The sequence below is a fragment of the Streptomyces sp. NPDC007905 genome, assembly GCF_042959345.1.
In the GTDB taxonomy this organism is placed as follows: Bacteria; Actinomycetota; Actinomycetes; order Streptomycetales; family Streptomycetaceae; genus Streptomyces.
In genome coordinates this window covers 326,196-352,298 of the sequence record NZ_JBIBKS010000007.1, presented here as the reverse complement: position 1 = coordinate 352,298, position 26,103 = coordinate 326,196, and the positions used below count along the sequence as shown (strand labels likewise).

9 protein-coding genes and 1 pseudogene are annotated in these 26,103 nt (G+C 72.4%); 7 read left to right on the top strand and 3 right to left on the bottom strand.

The genetic code is table 11. From position 1 onward, the window contains the following. Positions 1-108: 108 nt before the first annotated feature. Both ACFZDC_RS15610 and ACFZDC_RS15605 read right to left on the bottom strand, forming a co-directional pair. Positions 109-1,083: a BadF/BadG/BcrA/BcrD ATPase family protein gene (locus tag ACFZDC_RS15610; RefSeq protein WP_391324004.1), complete on the bottom strand. Its 975-nt coding sequence runs from the start codon at positions 1,081-1,083 to the stop codon at positions 109-111. Then, positions 1,080-1,544 (bottom strand): annotated as a pseudogene (locus ACFZDC_RS15605) (uracil-DNA glycosylase); the annotation flags it as partial. The gene ACFZDC_RS15610 and the pseudogene ACFZDC_RS15605, both read right to left, overlap by 4 nt. Before the next feature lie 232 nt (positions 1,545-1,776). Between ACFZDC_RS15605 and ACFZDC_RS15600 the strand changes: the two are divergent. Continuing rightward, the gene (locus ACFZDC_RS15600) at positions 1,777-2,454 is read left to right on the top strand and encodes a uracil-DNA glycosylase (RefSeq protein ID WP_391324003.1); all 678 of its coding nucleotides are present in this window, start codon (positions 1,777-1,779) and stop codon (positions 2,452-2,454) included. A gap of 670 nt (positions 2,455-3,124) precedes the next feature. Here the strand turns inward: ACFZDC_RS15600 and ACFZDC_RS15595 are convergent. Next, positions 3,125-4,711 (bottom strand): AMP-binding protein, encoded by a 1,587-nt coding sequence (locus ACFZDC_RS15595; RefSeq protein ID WP_391324001.1) that lies wholly within the window; start codon positions 4,709-4,711, stop codon positions 3,125-3,127. Positions 4,712-5,077: 366 nt separating this feature from the next. On the opposite strand from ACFZDC_RS15595, the gene ACFZDC_RS15590 reads away from it, so the two are divergent. The 6 genes from ACFZDC_RS15590 to ACFZDC_RS15565 all read left to right on the top strand — a co-directional run bounded on the left by ACFZDC_RS15590 (position 5,078) and on the right by ACFZDC_RS15565 (position 26,094). Beyond that, a complete protein-coding gene (locus ACFZDC_RS15590; RefSeq protein WP_391323999.1) occupies positions 5,078-5,824 on the top strand; it encodes an alpha/beta fold hydrolase in 747 nt (248 codons plus the stop codon). Positions 5,825-5,831: 7 nt separating this feature from the next. Next, on the top strand, positions 5,832-6,866 hold the full coding sequence (locus ACFZDC_RS15585; RefSeq protein ID WP_391323997.1) for an isocitrate/isopropylmalate family dehydrogenase: 1,035 nt from the start codon (positions 5,832-5,834) through the stop codon (positions 6,864-6,866). 66 nt (positions 6,867-6,932) lie between these two features. Further along, positions 6,933-8,309 (top strand): FAD-dependent monooxygenase, encoded by a 1,377-nt coding sequence (locus tag ACFZDC_RS15580; RefSeq protein ID WP_391323995.1) that lies wholly within the window; start codon positions 6,933-6,935, stop codon positions 8,307-8,309. Beyond that, positions 8,300-8,638 (top strand): antibiotic biosynthesis monooxygenase family protein, encoded by a 339-nt coding sequence (locus tag ACFZDC_RS15575; RefSeq protein ID WP_391323993.1) that lies wholly within the window; start codon positions 8,300-8,302, stop codon positions 8,636-8,638. The genes ACFZDC_RS15580 and ACFZDC_RS15575 overlap by 10 nt, the downstream gene beginning before the upstream one ends. 117 nt (positions 8,639-8,755) lie before the next feature. Next, the gene (locus ACFZDC_RS15570) at positions 8,756-16,678 is read left to right on the top strand and encodes an amino acid adenylation domain-containing protein (RefSeq protein WP_391323991.1); all 7,923 of its coding nucleotides are present in this window, start codon (positions 8,756-8,758) and stop codon (positions 16,676-16,678) included. An 8-nt stretch (positions 16,679-16,686) separates the two neighbouring features. Further along, entirely contained in the window at positions 16,687-26,094 is a 9,408-nt protein-coding gene (locus tag ACFZDC_RS15565; RefSeq protein WP_391323989.1) for an amino acid adenylation domain-containing protein, read from the top strand. Positions 26,095-26,103 lie beyond the last annotated feature (9 nt).

The window sequence follows — 26,103 nt, the reverse complement described above, 5'->3', positions numbered from 1 at the left end:
GTTCGGGGAGGGTGCAGGTGAGCGGTATCCGTCCGGTTTTGTCTGATGAGTTACGTCCGCTTGGCACATTTTCCGGGCACTTGCCGGACACATGCGCTATGAAGAGCGTCAATCCCCTTTTGCGGAGACCACGTAGAGCAGCGACGGTTCACCCGGCAGGGTGAGCCGGCCGGCCGCCAGCTCGGTCGCGATCCGCACACAGCCGTGCAGCGGATCGCCCTCGGCCGGAACCGGCCGGGCGTGCGGCAGCCGACGGGCCAGCTCCTCGCGCAGCGGTACGAGGAGCGGGTCGCCCAGGTGGAAGAGGCCGCCGGTGAACGACACTTCGGGCGCACCGGAGGCCGGGCACACCGCCGCGGCGGACTCGGCCATGTTCCGCGCCGCCGCGCGCAGGATGCCGGCCGCGACCGGGTCGTGCGGGGCGCAGGTGGCCACCTCAGGTGCGAAGGAGGCCAGCATCGCTGGGCGGTCGGTGCGGGGGTAGAGCAGGCCGGGCAGCCCCCGCACCGGGCCGAACTGCTTCTCGGCGCACGCCAGCAGGGGAGCGGAGCCGCCGTCCCGGCCGTCGTGGGCGCGCAGCGCCGCCTCCAGCCCGGCCCGTCCGATCCAGGCACCGCCACCGCAGTCGCCCAGCAGATGCCCCCAGCCGTCCGCGCGCCGCCAGCCACTCAGGTCGGTGCCGACGGCGACGAGGCCAGTGCCCGCGGCGACGACGGCACCCGGACGCGGTCCAAGGGCGCCTACGTAGGCGGCCACGGCGTCGGCGGCGAGCGCCACGGAACGCACACCCAGCTCCCGGGTGAACGCGCCCGGCAATTCGGCGCGCAGCGCGTCGCCCAGGCTGGCGAACCCGGCGGCGCCGACGACGGCCGTGCCCAGCTCCCCGACCCCGGCCTCAGCCGTCAAGTCGCGGACCAAGGGCACAAGTTGCGCCATCAGATGGGCGGGATCGATCCCCCGCGCACCGGTACGGACCGGCTCCCGCGACTCCCGCTGCGCCGCCGGCGGCTGCCCCGGCACGCCCACGGCGACCCGCAGACCGGAGCCTCCGGAGTCCACGGCCAGGTAACCGGGGACGGTCACGGCAGTCGCCGGTCCACCGGCTGTCCGACCTGCTGGATCAGCAGGTCGTTGGCCCGGCTGAACGGACGCGAGCCGAAGAACCCGCGGTCGGCCGACATGGGCGACGGATGCGCCGACTCCACGGCCGGCAGACGTCCCAGCAGCGGACGCAGATTGCGGGCGTCACGCCCCCACAGGATGGACACCAGCGGCTTGCCGCGCCCGGCGAGGGCCCGGATCGCCTGCTCGGTGACCTCCTCCCAGCCCTTGCCCCGGTGGGCGGCCGGACTGCGGGGTGCCGTGGTCGGCGCCCTGTCGAGCAGCAGCACGCCCTGCTGCGCCCACGGGATGAGGTCGCCGGTCGACGGCTGGGGCAGCCCCAGGTCGCTGTTCAGCTCGCGGAAGAGGTTGATCAGGCTCGGCGGCAGCGGACGTACCTCTGGCGCGACCGGCAACGACAGGCCGACCGCGTGTGCGGGAGTTCCGGGATCTGCGTATCGAGCGTGAGGGGCTGACCGGACGTGATGACGGTGGCGGAGTGGCTTGATCACTGGATGCAACAGGCTCCCCTCCTCCCCGGTCACCGGTTGCGTGAGCTGCTCGACCGGTTCGAAGATCTCGACGAGGAGGAAGAGTAGCGCCAGGAGCGGCGGTTGTGCGTGAGGGCTTCTGTGTTGTGCCGGGGCACCGCGCCCACCAGTAGAGTGAGGCGCCGTGGCACCACGACCCTTGCATGAACTTGTTGAAGCAGGCTGGGCGAAGGCTCTAGAACCTGTGGCTGAACGCATCGCGGCCATGGGGGATTTCCTCCGCGCCGAGATAGCGGCGGGCCGGACTTATGTTCCGTCGGGGGCGAATGTCCTGCGGGCTTTCCAGCAGCCTTTCGATGACGTCCGTGTCCTGATCGTGGGGCAGGATCCCTACCCCACACCCGGGATGGCCATCGGACTGAGTTTCGCGGTCTCGCCGGAAGTGCGTTCGTTGCCGGGGAGTCTGGAGAACATCTTCCGGGAGATGCACTCCGACCTCGGGTTGCCCCAGCCGTCGAACGGCGACCTCACCCCGTGGACGCAGCAGGGCGTGCTGTTGCTCAACCGGGCGCTCACCACGGCACCGCGGAGCCCGGGCGCCCACCGGGGCAAGGGCTGGGAGGAGGTCACCGAGCAGGCGATCCGGGCCCTCGCCGGGCGCGGCAAGCCGCTGGTGTCCATCCTGTGGGGGCGTGACGCCCGCAATCTGCGTCCGCTGCTGGGACGTCTGCCGGCCGTGGAGTCGGCGCATCCGTCGCCCATGTCGGCCGACCGCGGGTTCTTCGGCTCGCGTCCGTTCAGCCGGGCCAACGACCTGCTGATCCAGCAGGGCGGACAGCCGGTGGACTGGCGACTGCCGTAGCGCATGTTGCGTGGCGATGGCTTGCAGGGCGGCGGCCTCCTGCCGGGGGTGCCGGACTCTCGCCGGATGAGCTTCTGGTTGAGCGAGAGTCTTCACCGACCGTGCCTCAGAGGGCCGTCGACATGTTCTCGATGACGTCGCACGTGGAGTGCGTGGCGGTCCTGGAGCCCGCCACGAAGAGCCTCTGACTGGCGAGTTCTCGACTTCCAGAGGTTCCGAGCGGATCGAGCCGACCTGTTTTCACGGGCGCACGCCGTGGAGCAGGCCGCATGCCGGACGGACGCTGGCTGACCTGCGGTTTCGGTAGGTGACGGGAAGGCGGACGCGTGGTGCCCCCGGGTCTTCGCTGGGGCTGTGCCGGGCCGTTCTGACACTGATGTGACGCCCGCCTTGATGGATCGTCAGGTTGTGTATGCCAGGGCTGGGTGATGTGGTTCGTGCCCGGACCGCCGTTCACCTCCTTGATGCGGGCGCCCATTGCCGCACTCGGAGGTCGCCCGGCGGCGCCGTGCGAACTGCTCGTCCGCCGGTCACGGGCCGGTGTGCAGCATGGCCGCCAGCAGGGTCGGGCAGGTCCCGGTGCCCGGTGGGATCCCAGCCGGGATGTGGTGGCCAACCGATCGAGGCAGGCGCGGAACGGACGCAGCATCCGCCCCGCGCGCGGGCATCGTCAGCGTTCCGGGGCGGCGATCCCTGCGCGCAGTGCCTTCTTGTCGACCTTCCCCATCGGTGTGCGCGGAAGCTGCGGCATCGAGATCAGCCGGTCGGGGATCTTGTAGGCGGCCAGGCCGCGGCTCCTGAGGAACTCCTTCATGGCGGACGGGCGGACGTCCGCCTCGTTGAGGACGACGAACGCGTAAGTCCGTTCGCCGAGCACGGTGTCCGCCACGCCGATCACGGCCGCGTCCTGCACGGCGGGGTGAGTGCGCAACTGTCGCTCCACCTCCTCCGCGGAGACCTTCTCGCCGGCCCGGTTGATGACGTCCTTGATCCTGCCGACGATCATGATGTTGCCGTCCGGCCTGCGCCGGACGAGGTCGCCGGTGCGGAAGAAACCGTCCGGCGTGAACGAGCGGGCGTTCTCCTCGGGGGCACGGTAATACCCGCGGATGGTGTACGGCCCCCGCACCTGCATCTCGCCCGTCTCCCCATCGGGCACGGGGTTCCCCGACTCGTCCACGATCCGGACCTCGTCACCCGGTGACATCGGGCGGCCGTCCGTGTTGACAGCCACCTCCTGCGGGTCGTCGAGCCGGGTGTGGGTCAGCAGCCCCTCGCTGATGCCGTACCACCGCTGGATCCGGCAGCCCAGCACCTGGGCCGCACGGCGCGCCAGGGCCGGGTCGAGCGGCGCGCTGCCCACCTGGATCAGCAGGCGGGACAGTTCGCCGGGCGGTCGTCCGGAATCGGCCCACAGCCGCAGCACCGAGGGCACGACCGTGGTCACGGTGACCCCCTCGCGGCGGATCAGCGAGAAGACGTCATCGGGCCGCACGCTCGACGTGAGGACCGCCTTCCCGCCCAGCAGGAGACTGCCGAACACGCCCGGACAGGCGAGGGCCGCCTGGTGCGCGACCGGGTTGACGGCCAGGTACACCACCTCCGGGCCCACCTCCATCGCCTCCGCGCAGGCCCGCATGACGTACTCGTAGTCGTCGTGGGTCCGGGGAATCAGCTTCGGCAGTCCGGTGGTGCCACCGGAGAGCAGGAACAGCGCGGGGGCGGACGCGTCCACCCGGGGTAGCGCGACGTCCTGGGCGTCCAGCGACTCCAGCTGTGTGAACTCCTGGGCGTCGCCGCTGACGATCACGTGCGGGACCGACGGGATCTCCCGGGCGATCGTGCGGTAGTCGAACCCGCCGAACTCGTCCTTCACCACATAGGCAACAGCGCCGGAGTGAGCGCACAGATGCGTGATCTCGGCCCTGCGGTGACCGGGCAGCGCCAGCACCGGGATGGCTCCGGCCCGTAGCAGCGCGAAGACCAGGACGACGAACTCCGGGATGTTGGGGAGGTGCACCACCACCCGGTCCAGGGGCCTGATGCCCAGTCCGATCAGGCCGTTCGCCAACCCGTCCGCGCGCCGGGACAGCTCAGCGTAGGTCATCCGGCGTTCACCGCACACCACGGCCACCCGCTCGGCGTTCCGTTCGCACGACTCGTGCAACAAGTCACCGATCGGCCGGCCGAGCCAGACCCCTGTCCGGCGCAACTCCGCCGCGAGCTGTCCGGGCCAGTGCACAAAACCGTCAAGCATGATCGCGTTCCCTTTCAGCGGTCGGTCGAGGCCTGGATCGAGGGGGCGCGGAGGTCCGGGTGGAGCCGCGGGTGCGCTCGGTCCGTCCCGGCCGCCCTCCGGCGGCAATGCGGCCGGAGGGCGGGTGCCTCCACGCGGTGGCGGGCGGTGTCCGGTGTGGTGGTGCGCGACGTCCGCGCGCGACGTGAGCCTGGTGCCGTGCGGCGGCGTGCCCGCGGTCCTTGCTGTCCTGTCCCTTGGCATCGTCAGCGCCGCGGTCCGCCGCCCCCCGATCTCTTGCCGACATCTGTCGCGGGCCGCGCGAATCCGCGGCGAGTGGAAAACATGGTGCGGACGGAACGACGGCCGGCCAGGAGGGCGAAGAGGATGAGCCGGATACGGGAACGCGGATGGGTGCGGTCGATGACCGCCGGTGACCCGCTCGGCGTGCGGGTGGTGTGCTTCCCGCACTCGGGGGGCTCGGGGATCGCCTTCGGCGAGTGGTCGGCCGCGGTGCCGCCCGGTGTGTCGCTGATGGCCGTCCAGTACCCGGGCCGCGGCGACCGCTTCGGAGAGCCGCCCGTGGACGACGTGGTCGCGATGGCCGGCTGCGTGGCGGCGGAGCTGCTGCGGTTGCCGCCGGGCGACCACGTACTGTTCGGGCACAGCTTGGGCGCGCTGGTCGCCTACGAGACCGCCCTGCTGCTGCGGGACGCCGGCGAGGAACCCCTGGCGCTCTGTGTGTCCGCCGCTCTGCCGCCCGGACGGATGAACAACAGAAGCATCCACCTGGCACCCGACGACGAGTTCTGGACGACGCTGTGCGCGCTGGGCGGCATCGAACCCGCGATCGCCGAGAACGCCGAGCTGCGCGACCTCCTCTTGCCCGTCATCCGCTCGGACCTGCGGGCCCACGCGACCTATCGGCCCCGTCCCGGCACTCGTCCGCTGTCCTGTCCCGTGCGCTGCTACCACGGCGAGGGCGACCCGTTGGTGGAGCAGGCCCAACTGGCGGGGTGGGCGGGCGTCACCTCCGGTGGCTTCACGGAAACCGCGCGGCCGGGCGGGCATTTCCATGTGACGGCCGACGTCGCGGAACTCGTCGCGGACGTGCTGAGCCAGGGCCGGAAGTGAGGCGGCCTTGACCACCATCGCCGTGATCCCCGGTGACGGCATCGGTCCCGAGGTGATCGAGCCGGCCTTGGACGTCCTCGACGCCCTCGGCCTCGGGGCGCGGACGGACGTCCTGGACCACGTCAACGCGGAAACCTACCTGCGCACCGGAACGGCCCTGACCGGAGCCGACCTCGACCGCATCAGGTCCAGCGAGGCGGCTCTCCTCGGCGCGGTCGGCGATCCGCGGCTCAGCGACACCGCGTACGTGCGCGCTGTCCTCACCACTCTGCGCCTCGAACTCGACCTCTACGTCAACTACCGGCCCGCCAGACTCTGGCACGACACGCTCAGTCCGCTGCGCGACCCGGCCCGCCGGGCGATCGACTGCGTGATCGTCAGGGAGAACACCGAGGGGCTCTACAGCGGCATCGGCGGCGGTACGCGCACCGGGACTCCCCATGAGATCGCCATCGACGTGGACCTCAGCACCCGCCAAGGCGTGTCACGCGTCCTGGATTTCGCCTTCTCCGTGGCGCGCAGGTCGGTGTGCCTCGTCGACAAGGCCAACGCCGTCCGCAACGGCGGGCAGCTGTGGCAGCGGTGCTGGAGCGAGGCGGTCGCACGGCACCCGCATGTCGAGACGTCCCACCTCTACGTGGACACCGCCGCCCTGCGGCTGGCCACCGATCCGACCGCCTTCGACGTCATCGTCACCAACAACTCCTACGGCGACATCCTCAGCGATCTCACGGCCGCGCTCGCCGGCGGCCTGGGCGTCGCGGCGTCGGCGAATCTCAACCCCGTGACCGGACAAGGGCTCTTCGAGCCAGTGCACGGCAGCGCCCCGGACATCGCGGGTACCGGCACCGCCAATCCGTTCGGCGCGATCCTCTCCGTGGCCCTGCTGGCCGAGCACCTGGGCCGGACCGAGGCGGCGGATGCGGTCCGCCGTGCGGTCGCCGCGGCCGTGGCGACCGGCCGCGTCACCCCCGATCTCGGCGGATCCCTCAGCACGAAGGAGGTGGGCACCGTGGTCCTGACGGAACTGCGGCGGCCGTAGCGAGGTGCGGACGCGGATACGACCGCGGAACTGCGGGCGGAACAACGGACGAGGGGCGGGGACAGCATGAACGGCAACGGCACGAACCGCACGGACGCGAACCCGGAGACCGTCATCGTGGGGGCCGGTCTGGTGGGCGCGGTCACGGCTTGCTACCTCGCCCCCCGCTTCGGACCGGTCACCCTGCTGGAGAAGCGGGCGGACCCCAGACTGGAGCCCGGTCCAGAACGCCGGTCACTCGTCGTGATGCTGTCGGCGCGCGGCTGGCGCGCCCTGTCGGACCTGGGCGTCGCGGACGCCGTGCGCCGGATATGCGTCCCCCTGCACGGACGCTGCGGGCACCTGCCCGACGGCCGGACGCGGTCGACTCCCTACAGCCGGGACGGACAGCCCATCTGGGCGGTGGAGCGCCGGCGGCTGCACCAGATCCTGCTGGACGCCGTCGAGGCGACCCCCGGTGTGCGTATCCGCTTCGGGCAGCGGGTGCGCTCGGTGGACCTGGACGAACCCGCGGTGCTGGTGGAGGACCGGCACGGCTCGCGCCGGCTGACGTGCCGCCGGGTCCTCGGCTGCGACGGCGCGCACTCCGCGGCCCGGGCCGCCCTGGAGGCGCGTGGCGCCCGGGTCGAAGTGCGCAAGCTGGACCTGGCCTACCAGGAGATCGACGTACCGGGCGGCCGACTGGACCCGACCATCACGCACTACTGGCCCACCGGGAAGGCGATGTTCGCCGCGCACCCTCTGCCGTCGGGAAAGCTCTCCGGCTCCTTGTTCATGCGTCTGGACGGCCCCGCCCCGTCCTACGCGGCGGCCCGCGGCGGCCAGGACCTGTCCGAGATGTTCGCCGCCCACTTTCCCGAGCCGACCGCGATCATCCCCGACATCGCGGACCAGCTAGCCACCAAGGCCGTCTCGACCCTCACGGCCGTCCGCTGCGACCGATGGGTCTGGCGAGACACCTTCGCGCTGCTCGGTGACTCCTGTCACGCGATGGCGCCCTTCATGGGGCAGGGCATGAACTGCGGCTTCGAGGACGCCCGGGTCCTCGTCGACTGCCTCGACGCCTCCGCCGACTGGGCGGCGGGCCTGGCCGCCTACGAGAAGTCGCGGACCGAGGACGCCGACGCGATCTCCGGGCTCTCCTACCGGCACTACTTCACCATGGCCAACCCACCTCGCGAGGAGACCGCCGCGGACGTGCTGCGCGGGCGGCTGACGGCCCTCTTCCCCGACCGGTTCTTGCCGCTGTACGAGCGGTGCGCCTTCAGCGAGGAGAGCTACGCCTCCGTACTGCGCGACGACCGGCGTCTGGACCGGCTCGTGGCGGATCTGCTGGCCCGGTACGGCACCGAACTGGTCTCGGCGCCCGACGACCGGCTGCGCGCCTGCACCCCTCCCCCCGCCCCGACCACAGCCACCCTGGAGGACTCCGGATGTTCGTGATCCTGTTCAAGTCGCACCTGTCCGAGCAGGCCGGCGAGGAGTACTACGCCACCGAGGAGCGGATGCAGGAGCGGGTGCGCGCCATCGCCGGGTCCGACCCGGTGGAGGTCAAGCACTACACCGGGGAGGACGGTGAACGTCTCGCCGTCATGATGTGGCGCGACGAGGAGACGTTGGACAAGTGGCGTTGCGACCCCGAGCACCAGGTGGCGCAGCGCATGGGCAGGAAGCACTGGTACTCCGCCTACGAGTTGACCGTCGCCCAGGTGATCCGGACCAGCGCGCACCACAACCGGAGCCCGGCCGCAACGGCCGAGGAGCCGCGCTAGCAGGCGGAGGACGGCCGTGGTAACGCCCAGATCCGCAGTCGGGAGACGTTCTTCGAGGGCGGTTGCGGGCGCCGGACGGACGCCTGCCCGCGCGGGGTGGCGGACTTCTTTCGGGTGATGGCCAATTCCTTTTCGATCTCTGGCCAACATCTTTCATCGCAGTTGTTCAACCACATGGACCGCGACAAGCATCGGCACGGCGAGGGGCCGCTGACCGGGAAACCACTTTTTGCTGGGGGCATTTTGATGGGTTGCACCGGCGTCACATCCGCGCAGGAAGCCATGTGGCTCGCGCAGGAGTTCACCCCTGACGTACCGAACAACGTCGCGACTCTCTGGGACATCCACGGTGACCTGGACACCGCCCTGCTCGCTGCGGCCCTGCGGGCGGCGGTGGCGGAAGCCGACGCGCTCAGGGTGAACTTCCGTCGCGACGACGACGGACTGCGGCCGGTCGCCCGGGACCTCGGGGCGTGGGAGCCGTTCCGCCTCGACGTCGGCGACGCCGCCGACCCCGCCGACGCGGCCCGCGCCGTCGTCGCCGATCTCGTGCGCCGGCCCTTCGACCTGACCGAGGACGCGCTGCTGCGGATCGGCTCCATCCGGCTGCGCCCCGGCCGTCACCTGCTCGTGCTCGTCTTCCACCACATCCTCACCGATGCGTTCGGCGTTCTCACCCTGCTGTCCCGGCGGATCGCCGAGATCTACCGCGCGCTGCGCGCCGGCTCCGCGTTGCCGGAGGGCGCCCCGAACCCGCCGGAGGACGCGGCGGCGAAGGACGCCGCCTACCGGACGTCGAAGCGGTTCGCCGACGCCGAGCGGTTCTGGCCCGACTACCTCGCCGGAGACCTGCCCGCCGCCCGTCTGCCCGCCGGTGTCCGTCCGGGCGCCGGCGCTCCCGCCGGCGAGCCCGGGTACTGGGACGGCCTCACCGCTTCGCAGGCGATGTCCACCCGCACCGTGACGGTCCCGGCCGCCGAACTCGCCGCCTGGGAACACGCCTCCACCGCGGCCGGGACCTCGGTGCCCGACCTGATCGCCGCGTCCGCCACCGCGTTTCTTGGGCACATGTGCGGTCTGTCCGAGCCGCTGCTGACCATCACCGTCAATCACCGCGTCGGCGCACTGCGCCGCTCCCTCGGCCTGCTCTCCAACCGGGTGCCGCTGCGCTCGAGGGTGGACCCCGCGGCCGACTTCGTGGAACTGGCCGAGGCGCTCGGCCGGGAGCGGCGCCGTGTCCTGCGGCACGCCCGGCACGACATATCCCTGATCAAACGGGCCACCGGCCACGCCGGCGACGCGCGCAGCCCGTTCGGTGCCGTCGTCAACGTGCTCCCTTCCGTTGAAGCGCTCGACCTGGCGGGCGCCTCAGCCCACTTCGCCGGTGGCACCTTCGGCGTGATCGACGAGGTGATGGTCTGTGTCTACACCGACGGAAGGGCCGACAGCGACCTGTACGTCCGGTTCGACGCGCCGCGGGCCGAGTACGACGACCAGGACATCGCCGGGCTCGCCGAGCGGTTCGTGACGTTCCTGCGGACGGCCCTGGCCGACCCGCACGCCCCGGTCGGGACCGTCACCGCGCTGCACCCCTCCGAACGCCGCGCGCTGCTCACCGAGTACGCCGGACTCAAGGTGACCCTGCCGCCGGCGACCCTGACCGAACTGCTGGACCGGCAGGCCCACGCCACCCTGGACGCCGTCGCGCTGACCTTCGAGGATTCCCGGACGACCTACCGGGAACTGGCCGAGAAGTCCGGCCGGCTCGCCCGCCTGCTGACCGAGCGCGGCGCCGGGCCCGAGCGGTTCGTCGCGGTGGCGGTGCCCCGTTCCCCGGAACTGGTCGTCGCGCTGGTCGCGGTCCTCAGGGCGGGCGCCGCCTACGTCCCCGTCGATCCGGACTACCCGGCCGCGCGGGTCGAGTTCATGCTCGCCGACGCCAAGCCCGCGCTGGTGCTGACGGTCAAGGACACCGCGGACCGGCTGCCCCGGACGGATGTCCCCGTGGTCATGGTCGACGACGCCCCGCTCACCGAACGGCCCGTCACCTCCGCCCCGCACGGTGTCGACCATCCCGCGTACATGATCTACACGTCGGGATCGACCGGGCGGCCCAAGGGCGTCGTCGTCACGCACGCCGCGATCGTCAATCGGTTGCTCTGGATGCAGGACCGCTTCCGGCTCGACGGCACCGACCGGGTCCTGCAGAAGACGTCCGCCTCGTTCGACGTGTCCGTCTGGGAGTTCTTCTGGCCGCTGATCACCGGCGCCACCCTGGTGGTCGCCCGGCCGGACGGGCACCGGGACCCGGACTACCTCGCCGGGGTGATCAGGCGGGCCGGTGTCACGACGGCGCACTTCGTCCCGTCGATGCTGGCCGAGTTCGTCACCGAGGAGACGGCCGCCGCGTGCACCGGTCTGCGCCGCGTCGTGTGCAGCGGAGAGGCGCTGCCGGCCGAGCTGGCCGCGCGATTCCACCGGACTTTCGGCGTGCCGCTGCACAACCTGTACGGGCCGACCGAGGCGGCCGTGGACGTCACCGCGTGGCAGTACCGGCCCGGGGCGCGCACGATACCGATCGGCACCCCGATCTGGAACACTGCGCTCTACGTCCTCGACAGCCGGCTGCGACCGCTGCCGCCCGGCGTCTTCGGCGACCTCTACATCGCGGGCGCCGGACTCGCCCGGGGCTACCACGACCGCCGGGGCTTGACCGCGGAGCGCTTCGTGGCCTGTCCCTTCGGGGAACCCGGGCGGCGCATGTACCGGACCGGCGACCTGGCGCGCTGGAACGCCGACGGCGAGCTGGAGTTCGCCGGCCGCGCCGACCACCAGGTGAAGATCCGCGGCTTCCGGGCCGAGCCCCAGGAGATCGAAGACACGCTGACCGACCACCCCGGAGTGCTCAGGGCGGCCGTCGTCGCCCGGCCCGGCCGAGGCGCGGACAGAGCCGCGCAGCTCGTCGCCTACGTCGTCCCGGCCACCTCCGGCGGCAGCGGCCCGACCGGCACCGACTGGGACCTGCACGCCGGTCTGGACCTCGCCGAACTGCGGGGCTTCGTCGCGGCCCGGCTGCCCGCTCACCTGGTGCCCGCCGTCTTCGTCGCGCTGGACCGCATGCCGGTGACCGCGAACGGCAAGCTGGACCGGGCCGGGCTGCCCGAGCCGGAGATCACCGGCCGTGCCCACCGGCCGCCCCGGACCGGTGACGAGAGCCTCCTGGCCGCCGCGTTCGCCGAGGTACTGGGCCTGAGCGACATCGGGGTGGACGACGACTTCTTCGCTCTGGGCGGCGACAGCATCCGGGCGATCCAGGTGGTGGCCCGCGCCCGCGCCGGTGGTCTCGCGTTCAGCCCGCGCACCGTGTTCGAGTGCCGCACCGTCGCCGCGCTTGCACAGGCCGCGACCCGCGACACCGCCCCGGCCGCCCTCGCCGAACTCGAGGGCGGGGGCGTCGGCCTGCTGCCGCTGCCCCCCATGGCCCGGCTGTACGCCGAGCGGGGCCCCGGCCTGGACCGCCTCGCCCAGTGGCTGGTGCTGGAGCTGCCCGCAGCCGTCGGCCTCCCCGGCCTCACCGCGGCCCTGCGCTGCGTCCTGGACCGGCACGACGTCCTGCGCTCACGGCTGACGGACGACGGCCTGCTGGTGCAGCCACCCGGCACTGTGGACGCCGGCGCGCTCGTCGGCCGGGTCGACTGCCCGGGGGACTGGGACGGCGAGGCGTGGCAGACCCTGCTGCGCGCCGAGGCCGGCGAGGCCGTGCGGCACATCGACGCCCGGGCCGGGCAGATGCTCCGGCTGGTCTGGTTCCGGGGGGCCACGGGCGGGCCCGGGCGGCTACTGGTCGCGGTCCACCACCTGGTCGTCGACGGCATGTCGTGGCGGGTGCTGCTGCCCGACCTGGCCGCGGCCTGGCGCCAGGTCCAGGAAGGCCGGATCCCCGCTCTGCCGCGGGTGGGCACCTCTCTGCGCCGATGGCTGCACGCCCTGGCCGACGAGGCGGCCCGCCCGGAACGGGTGGCGGAGGTGGCGTTGTGGCGCGACCTGCTCGCGGCCCCCGTCGCACCCGTGGGCTCCCGGCCGCTCGACCCCGGCCGGGACCTCACCTCCACCACCGACACCGTCCGGGTGGAGCTCCCGGCCGACCTCACGAACGCGATCCTGACCTGCGTCCCCGCGGCCTACCGCAGTGGCGCGGACGACGTCCTGCTCACCGCCCTCGTCCTCGCGCTGGCCCGGGAACGGGAGGGTCTCAGCGACGGCACGGCGGTCGTACGGATTGAAGGGCACGGCCGACAGGATGAGCTGGTGCCCGGTGCGGACCTGTCCCGCACGGTCGGCTGGTTCACCACGGTCACCCCCGTACGCCTCGACGTCTCGGGGATCGACGTCGACGCCGCGATCACCGGAGGAGCCGCCGCCGGTGACGCCCTGAAGCGAGTGAAGGAGCAGCGGCGGGCCCTGCCCGACCAGGGCATCGGCTACACCCTGCTGCGCTACGTCAACGACGACACCGCGGCGCTGCTGCGCCCGTATCCGGCGGACGACATCGGATTCAACTTCCTGGGCCGTTTCTCCTTCGAACGCCCGGAGCCGGCGCCCGGCCAGGACCTCACCCGTGGCTCCGGATGGACCCCGGCGCCCGAATGCGCCGAGTTGGTCGCCGCGCCCGCCGCGGACATGCCGACGCCCAGCGCGCTCGAGCTGAACGCCCTGGTGACCGGCACCGGCGACGACGCGCGCCTGACGGCCCTGTTCACCTTCGCCACCGGAGCTCTGACCGCCGACGAGGTCCGCGCCCTGTCCCGCACCTGGTGCGCCGCCCTGCGCGGCCTGCGGAACCTGGTCGAGTCCGGCGGGCGGGGGCTGACCCCGTCCGACGTCCCGCTGGTCACCGTCAGCCACGAAGAACTGGACGACTGGCAACGGCGCTTCGGACGCGTCAGCGACGTATGGCCGCTCACGCCGTTGCAGGACGGGCTGCTGTACCACACGATGCTCGCGCAGAGCGCGTCCGAGGCATACCAGACGCAGTTCGTGTTCCGGCTCGAAGGCCCGGTGAACCCGGCGCGCCTGCGGGCGGCGGGCCAGGCCCTGCTCGACCGGCACCCGAACCTGCGGGTCGCGTTCCAGCCGAGCGCCACCGGTGAGCCCGTGCAGGCCGTCGTGGACGACGTCCCGCTGCCCTGGCGGCACCTCGACCTCACCGGCGAGGACGACGCCGCCACGCGGCTGGAGGAGATCCTCGTCGAGGAGCGGGACGCCCGCTTCCGCCCGGACAGCCCACCGCTGCTGCGCCTGACCCTCGTCACGATCGGTCCCCAGCACGCCGAACTGGCCCTCACCGCCCACCACGTGCTGCTCGACGGCTGGTCGGTGCCGCTCATCGAGCGCGAGCTGATGGACCTGTACATGGTCGGCGACGCCGGCACCGCACCGGTGCGCCCGCACGGCTACCGGGACTTCCTGGGTTGGTTGTCACGGCAGGACACGGCACGTTCCGCCCGCGCGTGGGCTGAGGAACTCGCCGGTGTGGCGGAGCCGACCCTGCTGGCGCCCATGACGCCCGGGGCCCGGCCGACCGGCAGCGGCAGCGGGCAGATCGACGTGCCGCTCACCGGCGAGGACTCCACCAGGTTGGCGCGCCGCGCCGCGGAGTGGGGCGTCACCACCAACACCCTGGTGCAGGGCGCGTGGGCCATGGTGCTGGCGCAGCTCACCGGCGGCCAGGAGGTGCTGTTCGGCGCCACGGTAGCGGGCCGGCCCTCCGGGCTGCCGGGCGCGGACACCACGATCGGCCTGTTCATCAACACGGTCCCGGTGCGGGTGCGATGCACGCCGGCCGACCCGGTCGCGGAGGTGCTCGGCCGGCTCCAGGACGCCCAGGCGAGACTGCTGGACCACCACCATGTGGGGCTCGCCGACATCCAGCGGGCGACCGGGCTGAACGAACTGTTCGACACGCTGGTGGTGTTCGAGTCGTTCCCCGTCGACCGCTCCGGACACACGGCGGCAGGCGCGTCGGCGCACCCGGTGGTGACCGGTATCCGCCCGTACGCCCCGCCGCACTATCCGCTGACCGTGATCGCGGCGGCCGACCCGCTGTTGCGGATCTCCTTCCAGTACCGCCGCAACGTCTTCGAGCCGACTGCCGTGGAGGCGCTCGCCGACCGGCTGGTGCGGGTGCTGCGGCAGTTCGCCGCCGATGCGCGGGCCACCGTCGGCGCGCTCGACGTGCTGTCCGACGCCGAGCGCGAACAGGTGCTGCACGCCTGGAACGACACCGCGGTCCCGCCCCCCGAGCGGACCGTCCCCGACCTGCTCGCGGCGCGGGCGGCCCGGACGCCGGACACGGTCTGTGTCGAGTTCCGCGGGCACCGGCTGACCTACCGGGAGCTGGACGAGCGGGCCGGCCGGCTGGCGCACTGGCTGGCCGGGCAGGGCGTGGGCCCGGAGTCCAGGGTCGTGGTGCTGCTGCCCCGCTCGGCCGACCTGGTGGTGGCCCTGCTGGCCGTGTGGAAGGCCGGCGGCACCTATGTGCCGGTGGACCCGGAGTACCCGGCCGCCCGGGTCCGGGCCGTGGTCGAGGACAGCGCACCGGTGCTGGTCCTCGACGAGAAGCGGCTGGCCGGGGTGGACCTGTCCGACCGGTCCCCTCACCCTGCCCACGGCCCGCGCGTTCCGGTCGGCGCCGACCACGCCGCCTACGTCATCTACACCTCCGGCTCCACGGGGACGCCCAAGGGCGTGGTGGTCCGGCACGGTGCGCTGGCGATCCTGTTGACCGGCATGCAGGATCGGTTCGCCCTGACGCCGGACGACCGGTTGCTGGCCTGCGCCACCGTCGCGTTCGACATCGCCGCGCTGGAACTCTTCTTGCCCCTGCTCGCCGGCGGCCGGGTGGTACTGGCCGGAAAGGACGACATCACCCAGCCGCCGGCACTGCTGGACCTCCTTGAACGGTCCGGCGTCACCGTTATGCAGGCCACCCCCGCGCTCTGGCAGAGCCTGGTCACCCACGCGCCGGCCTGTCTGACCGGGCTGCGGGTGATCTCCACTGGCGAGGCCCTGCCTCTGGCGCTCGCCGAAACCCTGTGTCGGCACGCCGCCGAGGTCACCAACCTCTACGGCCCGACCGAGACCACCGTCTACGCCACCGCAGCCCGTCTGCTCCCCGCCCGCTCCGGCATGCCTCCCTCCGTCGGCGGCCCGGTCGCCGGCACCCGGATCCTCGTGCTGGACCAGGCGCTGCGCCCGGTACCGCCCGGCGCCACCGGTGACCTCTGGATCGCCGGCGAGGGCCTGGCCCGCGGCTACCACGACAGGCCGGGCATGACCGCGGAGCGGTTCGTGGCCTGCCCGTTCGGGCCACCGGGCGCCCGGATGTACCGCAGCGGGGATCTCGCCCGCTGGACGGACACGGGTGAGGTGGAGTACCTCGGCCGCTCCGACCATCAGATCAAACTGCGCGGCTACCGGATCGAGCCCGCCGAGATCGAGCACACCCTGGCCCGCCACCCCGCGGTCCGCCGGGCTGTCGTCATCGCCCGCGAGGACCGGCCGGGGGACCACCGGCTGGTGGCGTACGTGGTCCCGGAGACCGGCGCCGAGCCCACCACGGAGCTCCTGCGGGAGGCGGTCGGGGAGCGGCTGCCGGCCTACATGATCCCGGCCGCGTTCGTGACCCTCACGGAACTGCCACTGACGCCCAACGGCAAGCTCGACCGGTCCGCCCTGCCCCGCCCGGAGTTCGCCGGGGACGAGTACCGGGCTCCCCGCACACCCCGGGAAGAGACGCTGTGCGCGCTGTTCGCCGAGGTTCTGGGCGCCGCGCGGATCGGTCTCGACGACGATTTCTTCCTGCTGGGCGGCCATTCCCTGTTGGCCACCCGGCTGGTGGCCCGGGTGCGCGCGGAAATGGGCGTGGAAATCCCGATGCGCATCCTCTTCACCGCCCCGACCGTCGCCGAACTGACCGCCCGCTGGAACGAGATGTCGGCCTCCACTCGAAAGCCGCTGCGGAGAATGACCGAAAGGTAGGAGAAACCATGCCCCCCCTGTCGTACGCGCAGCGGCGCATGTGGTTCATCAACCGCTTCGAAGGCCCTTCCTCCACCTACAACATTCCGCTGCTCCTGCGCTGCCACGGCCCGCTCGACACTGTCGCACTGCGGGCGGCGTTCCGTGACGTGATGGTGCGCCACGAAGTCCTGCGCACGGTCTTCGTGGAGACCGACGGCCAGCCGTACCAGCGTGTTCTCGACCCTGCCGAGATCGACCTGCCCTGGCAGGACTGGGGCCGGGTGGCCCCCGAGCGGGTGCCCGGCGTGGTGGCGTCGGTGAGCGGCAGTTGGTTCGACCTGTCGAGGGACGTGCCGCTGCGCGGCTGCGTCCTCCAGAGCGGCGACGAGGAGTTCCTGGTCGTCCTGGTGATCCACCACATCGCCGGCGACGGCGGCTCGCTGGCCCCGCTGGCACGTGACGTGTCGACGGCCTACCGGGCCCGGGTGACCGGCACGGCACCGGACTGGCCCGAACTGCCCGTGCAGTACTCGGACTACGCGCTGTGGCAACAGGAAATGCTGGGTGACGAAAAGGATCCGGACAGCGTCGTCTCGGTACAGAGCGCTTATTGGCGCGAGGAACTGGCCGGTGTGTCGAAGCCTCTTCCCTTGCCCTTGGACCGGCCCCGTCCCGAGGTGGCGAGTTTTCGGGGCGGATCGGTTCCGGTCGGGTTGCCCGCCGAACTGCGCGCTGCTGCGGAGAAGTTGGCGCAAACCAATGGTGTCACGACGGCGATAGTGCTCCAGGCAGCCTTGGTGGTATTGCTGCATCGGCTGGGAGGAGGCAAGGATGTGACCGTCGGCTCGCCGATCGCGGGCCGTACGGAGGAGGCACTGAGCGAACTGGTGGGCTTCTTCGTCAATACCTGGACGCTGCGCGTGCAGGTGACTGCGGAGCGGACTTTCGAGTGGGTGCTTGAACAGGTACGGAAGAAGGCGCTTGCCGCCTACGATCACCAGGATGTGCCGTTCGAGCGGCTCGTGGAGCTGTTGCGGCCGGAGCGGTCGACCGCGCATCACCCTCTGTTCCAGGTGGTGCTGGCGTGGCAGAACAACACCCCACCGCACCTGGACCTGCCGGGTCTCACCGTGACGATGGAACCGCTGCCCACCGGCAGCGCCAAGTTCGACCTGTTCTTCAACCTGGCGCCGGACGACTCCACCGGCTCCGTCGTCGGTGAGATCGAGTACGCCACCGACCTCTTCGACCGCACCACCGTGGAGGACATCGCGGCACGGTTCGTGGCCGTTGTCGAAGAGGTGGTGGCCGACCCGAGGACCACCGTCGGCGCAGTGGCCGAGGCCGGGCCCGGCCGGTCCGGCGACACTCTCGACGCAGCCGAGCGCCACAAGATCCTCGTCGAGTGGAACGACACCGCCCGCCCCGTCCACTGCCCGGGACCGGTCCATCTGCTCTTCGAGGAGCAGGCCGCACGGCGCCCGGACGCCACCGCCCTGCGCTGGGCCGGCGGCACCATGACCTACGGCGAGCTGAACCGGTGGGCGAACCGCATCGCCTGGGACCTCAAAGTACGCGGCGTCGGCCCGGAGACCGTCGTCGGCGTTGGCGTCCCCCGTGGGCCGGCCATGATCGCCGCCGTCCTCGGCGTGCTCAAGGCGGGCGGCGCCTATCTGCCGCTCGAACCGGCGCTGCCCGCCGACCGCGTGGCCGGCATGCTCGCCGACGCCGGGTGTTCCCTCGTGCTTTCCACGCCGGACACCGAACGCTGGGCCCTGCCGGACGGCGTCCGGCTCGCCGAACTCGCCGACGCCCGCTCGCCCGGCGCCGACCACGATCCGGAACCGGCCGCGGGACCGGACAACACGGCGTACATCATCTTCACCTCCGGCAGCACCGGGAAGCCGAAGGGCGTCGCGGTCACCCACCGCCCGGTGCACAACCTGCTCGACTGGTGTTACCGCACGTTCGCGTTCGGCCCCGACGACGTCGTCCTGTGTGTCACCTCGCTCGGCTTCGACCTCTCCGTCTTCGACATCTTCGGCCTGCTCGGCTGCGGCGGCGGCGTCTACATCGCGGACGCCGTCCAGCAGCGTGATCCGCGGCTGCTCCTGGATGTCCTGCTCACGGAGCCGATCACGTTCTGGGACTCGGTGCCCACCACCCTCAACCAGGTGGCATCCCTGCTCACCGAGGACGGCGGGTACGAGGGCACCGACGACCTGCGCCTGGTGTTCCTCTCCGGCGACTACACCCCGCTGTCGCTGCCCGACGAGGTCCGCCGGGTGTTCACCGGCGCGGAGATCGTCAGCCTCGGCGGCGCCACCGAGGCGACGGTGTGGTCCAACTACTTCCGGGTCCGGGAGATCGACCCGTCCTGGCGCAGCATCCCCTACGGCCGTCCCATCGACAACGCCCGCTACTACGTGCTCGACGAGAACATGGAGCCGTGCCCCGTCGGCGTCGAGGGCGACCTGTACATCGGCGGGGACTGTCTCTGCGTCGGCTACGTCAACCGGCCCGAGCTGACAGCGGAACGATTCGTCCGTGACCCGTTCAGCGCGCGTGAGGGCGACAGGCTGTACCGCACCGGCGACCGCGCCAGCTTCTTCCCGGACGGCAACATCTGCTTCCTCGGCCGCGCCGACAACCAGGTCAAGCTGCGCGGGTTCCGCGTCGAGCCCGGCGAGATCGAGCACGCCCTGGTCCGGCACCCGGCCGTCCGCCAGGCCATCGTCACCGCCCGCGAGGACCAGCCCGGCGACCTGCGCCTGGTCGCCTACGTTGTCCCTGACACCGGCGCCCTGCCGCCCTCCGGCGGCACCGACGACCAGGTGGGGGAGTGGCAGGAGGTCTACGACCAGACCTACTCCGACGACAGCGGACACGGATTCGGTGAGGACTTCACCGGCTGGAACAACTCCTGCACCGGTGAGCCGATCCCGCTCGACGAGATGCGGGCCTGGCGCGACGCCGCCGTGGAAGGCGTCCTGCGCTGGTCACCCGAGCGCGTCCTCGAACTCGGCGTCGGCACCGGACTCCTGCTCGCGCACATCGCCAGCCGGGTGGAGGAGTACTGGGCCACCGACTTCTCCCGGACCGTGACCGACCGGCTCGGCGACCAGGTGACCCGGGCCGGGCTGGCCGACCGGGTCCGGTTGCGCCACCAGGCCGCCGACGATCTCACCGGACTGCCCCGTGGCGGATTCGACACCGTGGTGCTCAACTCGGTCGTGCAGTACTTCCCCGACGAGCGCTACCTCGCCCGGGTGCTGGACGGCGTCTGGGAACTGCTCGCGCCGGGCGGCCGGATCGTCCTCGGCGACGTCCGGCGGGCGGCCTCCCTGCGCACGCTCCAGACGGGCGTCCAGCGGGCGAAGCACCCCGATGCGGCACCGGCCGTCCTGCGCACCACGGTCGACCAGGCCGTCCTGCTGGAGAAGGAGCTGGTGGTCGACCCCGAGTGGTTCCTGCGCTGGGCCCACCGGGCCGGGGCGGCCGGAGCCGACATCCGCGCCAAGGACGGCATCCACCACAACGAGCTGACCCGGCACCGCTACGAGGTCGTGCTGCACAAGCCGGGCACGGAACCGGCGGGCGCCCCGCGGCGGCTCGACGGCGTCCCCACCCTGGCCTGGGAAGGCGACCTGGGCCGCCTCACCGATCGCATGAGCGAGCGGCCCGAGCCGGCGGTGCGGATCACCGGAATCCCGAACGCCCGCCTCACCGAGGAGGCCGCAGCGGCCCGCGCCCTCGGCCTCGACGGCTCCGCCGCGCCCGAACTGCCGCCGCTCGACCCCGCAGAGATCCGCGCCTGGGCCGCCCGGCACGGCTGGGACGCGGTGCCGACCTGGTCGGCCGACGCGGTCGACCTGCTCGACGTCGTCGTGCTGCGCGACGGCCCGGCGGCCGGCACCCCCCTCACCGGCACGTACCTGCCGGCCACCGACGGACGCACCCCGGCGAACGATCCCGCGGCCGCCGCCGCCGTGACGGCACTGCTGCCCGCCCTGCGCGGCCATCTGCGGGAGACTCTGCCCGAGTACATGCTCCCGGCCGCCATCGTGCCCATCGCCGCCGTGCCGCTGACCGACAACGGCAAGCCCGACCGGCGCGCCCTGCCCGCGCCCGACTACACGGCCGGTGGCGGCCGGGCCCCCGCCACACCGGAGGAGGAGTCGCTGTGCGCGCTGTTCGCCGCGGTCCTCGGTCTCGACCGGGTCGGCGTGGACGACAACTTCTTCACCGTCGGCGGCCACTCGCTCCTGGCCACCCGGCTGGTCAGCCGCATCCGGGCCGAGCACGGCGTGGAGATCCCCATCCGGGCCGTCTTCCAGTCGCCCACCGTCGCCGAACTGGCGGCCCACCTGACCACCCTGAACCACCTCCGCGCGCCGCTGCGGCCTCAGGTCCGGCCCGAACGGCTGCCCCTGTCCTACGCCCAGCAACGGCTGTGGTTCATCCACCGCTTCGAGGGACCCTCGGCGACCTACAACATCGCGCTGGCCCTGCGGATGCGCGGCGCGCTCGACGCGGCCGCCCTGCGCCGCGCCGTGCACGACGTCGTCGTGCGGCACGAATCGCTGCGCACCGTCTTCGGCGAGGCGGACGGGCAGCCGTACCAGCGGATCCTGCCACCGGCCGCGGTCGAGGTCCCCTGGGAGGAACGCGAGGTCACCGAGGCCGAACTGCCCAGCGTCCTGCGGGCGGCGGCGCGCCGCCCGTTCGACCTGGCGGCCGAGATCCCGTTCCGCTCCTGGCTGCTGCGGACCGGCGAACGCGAGGCGGTGTTCCTCATCGGCGCGCACCACATCGCCGCCGACGGCTGGTCCGCCCTCCCGCTCGCCGAGGACCTCACCACCGCCTACGAAGCCCGCCGCGCGGGCCGGGCGCCCGAGTGGGAACCGCTTCCCGTGCAGTACGCCGACTACACGCTCTGGCAGCGGGAACTGCTGGGCGACAGCGAGAACCCGGGCAGCCTCTACCGGCGGCAGCTGGACTACTGGACGACCCAGCTGGCCGGCCTGCCCGAGACCGTCACGCCCCCCACCGACCGGCCCCGGCCCGCCGTCGCGTCGTACGCCGGCGATCTGGAGCCGCTCGCACTCGACCCCCAGCTGACCGACGGCGTGCGCCGGATGGCCCGGGAGTCCGGCGCCACGGTGTCGATGGTGCTCCAGGCGGCCCTCGCTGCGCTGCTCACCAGGCTCGGCGCGGGCACGGACGTGCCGATCGGCTCACCCATCGCCGGACGCACCGACGAGGCGCTCAACCGACTGGTCGGCTTCTTCGTCAACACGTGGGTGCTGCGCGCGGACACCTCCGGTGACCCCTCCTTCGCCGAACTCGTCGGCCGGGTCCGCGAGAGCAGCCTCGCCGCCTACGACCACCAGGACATCCCGTTCGAGCACCTGGTCGAGGTGCTCAACCCGGTCCGCTCGCCCGCCCACCACCCGCTCTTCCAGGTGTGCCTGGCCCTCCAGAACAACACGCGGCCGGAGTTCCACCTGGCCGGCCTGACCGTGACCGAGGAGCCGTTCTCCCTGGGCACCGCGCGCTTCGACCTGTTCATCAGCGTCACCGAACGGGACGAGGAAGGCGCACCGGCCCGCATCGAGGGCTTCGCGGAGTACGCCACCGAACTCTTCGACGCCGGGACGGTCAGGACCCTGCTCGGCCGCTGGCTGCACTTCCTGCGCCAGGCGGTCGCGGCGCCCGACACCCCCATCGGATCCGTCGGTGTCCTGACCGAACACGAGCGCGCGGCGCTGAGTGCCTGGGGCGGCCCGGCTCGAGGCGCCGGGTTCGAGGCCGGCACCCTTCCCGAGCGGTTCGCCGCCGCGGTCGCCGCGACGCCGGACGCGACCGCGCTGGTCTCCGCGGACTCCAGGCTCACCTGGACCTACGCCGAACTGGACCGCTGGGCCAACCGCCTCGCGCACCACTTCCGGGCCCGCGGCGCCCGCCCGGCCGACCGCGTCGCGCTCGTGATGGAACGCTCGCCGCTGCTGGTCGCCGCCATCCTCGGTGTCCTCAAGGCCGGTGCCGCCTACGCGCCGGTCGACCCGACCTACCCGCCGGAGCGCATCGACTTCCTGCTCGCGGACCTTGATCCGGCGGTCACCGTGGACGAGGGACTCGCCGAGGAGGATCTCGACGGGCTGCCCGACTCGCCGCCCGAGGTCGAGGGCGTCGGCGAGCACGCCATCGCCTACGTGATGTACACCTCGGGTTCCACCGGCCGCCCCAAGGGCGTGGAGGTGACCCACCGCAACGTCGTCGACCTCGCGCTCGACGGCTGCTTCCGCACCGGCGCCCATCGCCGCGTCCTCGTCCACTCGCCGCACACCTTCGACGCGTCGACCTACGAGATGTGGGTGCCGCTGCTCTGCGGCGGCACGGCCGTGGTGGCCCGCGCCGGTCGGCCGGACACCGCGGAACTCGCCCGGGTGATCACCGAGCGGGAGGTGACGGCGCTGTGGCTGACCGCCGGACTGTTCGCCGTGATGGCCGAACAGCACGCCGAGTGCTTCCGCGCCGTCCAGGAGGTGTGGGCCGGCGGGGACGTCCTGTCGCCGACCGCCGTCCGCGCGGTCCTCGACGCCTGCCCCGGCATCACCGTGGTCAACGGCTACGGCCCGACCGAGACCACCACGTTCGCCTCCCGGCACCGGATCGCCTCCGCGGCGCAGTGCACCGACCCGCTGCCCATCGGCACCCCGATGGACGGCAGCCGGCTCCTCGTCCTGGACGACCGACTGCGGCCGGTGCCGGCCGGCGTGGTGGGCGAGCTGTACATCGGCGGCGACGGCGTGGCGCGCGGTTACGCCGGCCGCCCGGGCCTGACCGCGACCCGGTTCGTGCCCGACCCGTCCGTACAGCCCGGAGCGCGCGCGTACCGCACCGGCGACCTGGTGCGCTGGGACACCGCCGGTCGCCTTCACTACGTTAGCCGCAGCGACGACCAGCTCAAGCTGCGCGGCTTCCGCGTCGAGCCGGGCGAGCTGGAGGCGGTGCTGCGCGAACAGGACGACGTGGCGAACGCGGTGGTCGCCGTGCGCCGGGACCGGCTCGGCGAACGCCGCATGGTCGCGTACGTGGTGCCCGACAGCACCGCGTCCACCGGCCGCGACGCGGCCGAACAGGTCGGCGAGTGGCGCGAGATCTACGACACCATGTACGGCGGGACAGAGGCCGCCACCGACACCGTCGGCGAGGACTTCACCGGCTGGAACAGCTCCTACACCGGCCGCCCCATCCCGCTGGCGCAGATGCGGTCCTGGCGCGAGGCGGTGCTGCGGCGGGTGCGGTCCCTGCGCCCGCGCCGGGTGCTGGAGATCGGCGTCGGCTCCGGCCTGCTGCTCGGCCCGCTCGCACCGGAGGCCGAGGAGTACTGGGGCACCGACTTCTCGGCGCCCGTCATCGAACGACTGCGCGCCCAGACCAGCGCCGACCGGCGGCTGTCGGGCAAGGTGACCCTGCGCTGCCAGCCCGCCGACGACGCCGACGGCCTGCCCGCCGGGTACTTCGACACGGTCATCCTCAACTCGGTCGTGCAGTACTTCCCGGACGCCGACTACCTCACCCAGGTGCTCGACCTCGCGATGGACCGGCTCGCACCCGGCGGGCGCGTGGTGCTCGGCGACGTCCGCAACTACCGCACCCTGCGCACGTTCGCCGCGGCGGTGCACCGCTGCCGGCAGCCCGCCGACGGCCCGGCCGCCGTGCAGGCCGCCGTCGAACGCGCGGTGCTCGCCGAGAAGGAACTCGTCGTCGACCCGGGCTTCTTCACCCGCTGGGCCGAGGCCCGCCCGGACGCCGTCGCCGCCGACATCCGCCTCAAGCAGGGCGCCCACCACAACGAGCTGACCCGCCACCGCTACGAGGTCGTACTGCACAAGGCGCCGGCGAAGCCGCTGGACCTCGGCGACCTGCCCGAGGCGGTCTGGGCGTCGGAGGTCCGTGAACTGGCCGACCTGCAGACCGCGCTGGCCCGGCACGGCGGCCGGCTCCGCCTGACCCGCGTCCCCAACGCCCGCCTGGCCGGCGAGGCCGCCGAATGGGGCGCTCCCGCCGAACTGGGCGGCACCCTCGACCCCGCCGAACTGGAGGCGTGGGGCGCCCGGCGTGGGCTCGCGGTGTACTGCACGTGGTCGGCCCAGGCGGGTGACTGCTTCGAGGCGGCCGTCGTGCCCGACGTCGACGCCGTCTGCTGCGACGGCCTGTACCGGCCCGCCGGCGCCCCCTCGGCACGGCTGGCGAACGTCCCCGCGGTCTCCCGCCGTGCCTCCCGGCTGCCCTCCCTGCTGCGCGAGCGGCTCGCCGACCGGCTCCCGGAATTCATGATGCCCGCCGAGATCGTCGTCCTCGACCGACTGCCGCTCACCGAGAACGGCAAGGTGGACCGGGCCGCGCTCCCCGAGCCGGACCCGGTCGGCGGGGAACACCGGGCCCCGCGCACCCCGCGCGAGGAGGAACTCGCCGCGCTGTTCGCCGAGGTGCTGGGCCTGGACCGGATCGGCATCGACGACGACTTCTTCGCCTGCGGTGGCCACTCCCTGCGGCTGACGCGTCTGGTCTGGCGGATCCATGAGAAGCTGGGCGTGGACGTCCCGATCCGCACGGTGTTCCAGTATCCGACCGTCGCCGAACTGGCGGCACAGCTGACCACCGACGCCGACGCCGACTTCGAGGACCCGTTCGCTGTCTTGCTGCCGATCCGCACCGAGGGGCAACAGCCACCTTTGTGGTGGCTGCACCCGGGCGGCGGGCTGAGCTGGCCCTACCTCGGCTTCGCCCGCCACCTGGACCCGGCCTGGCCGCTGTACGGCATTCAGGCACGCGGCTTCGACGGGACCACTGCGCCGGCCGGCTCCATCGAGGAGATGGTCGAGGACTACCTCGGGCAGGTGCTCCAGGTCCAGCCGAGCGGCCCCTATCACCTGCTGGGCTGGTCCTTCGGCGGCACCCTCGCGCAGGCCATGGCGGCCGAACTCCAGCGCCGCGGGCACGAGGTGGCACTCCTGGCGCTGCTGGACGCCGCGCCCTCCAGCCACTTCGCCGACCTGGAAGCGCTGGACGAGTCCATGGTCCGCCGCTACCTCGCCAACTACATGGGACACCTGGCAGGGATGGAGGAATACCCGTCGCTCGTCAGCACCGCCTCCTCGATCTTCATCGGACAGATGGAGCAGATGCGGCGGTTCACCTCACCGCGGTACCGCGGTGACGTCGTCTTCTTCAACGCACTCCTCGACCCGGAGACCCACGACAAGCGGGAACTGGACGAGGACCTGGACGTGCTCTGGCAGGAACACGTCGACGGTCGTGTGCAGCGTATCGACATCGCCTGCGCTCACAACGAGATGTACTGGCCGCGGAACGCGGCTGAGATCAGCCGCACCATCAACCGGATTCTGCGGGCAGCGCAGTGACCCTGTTCG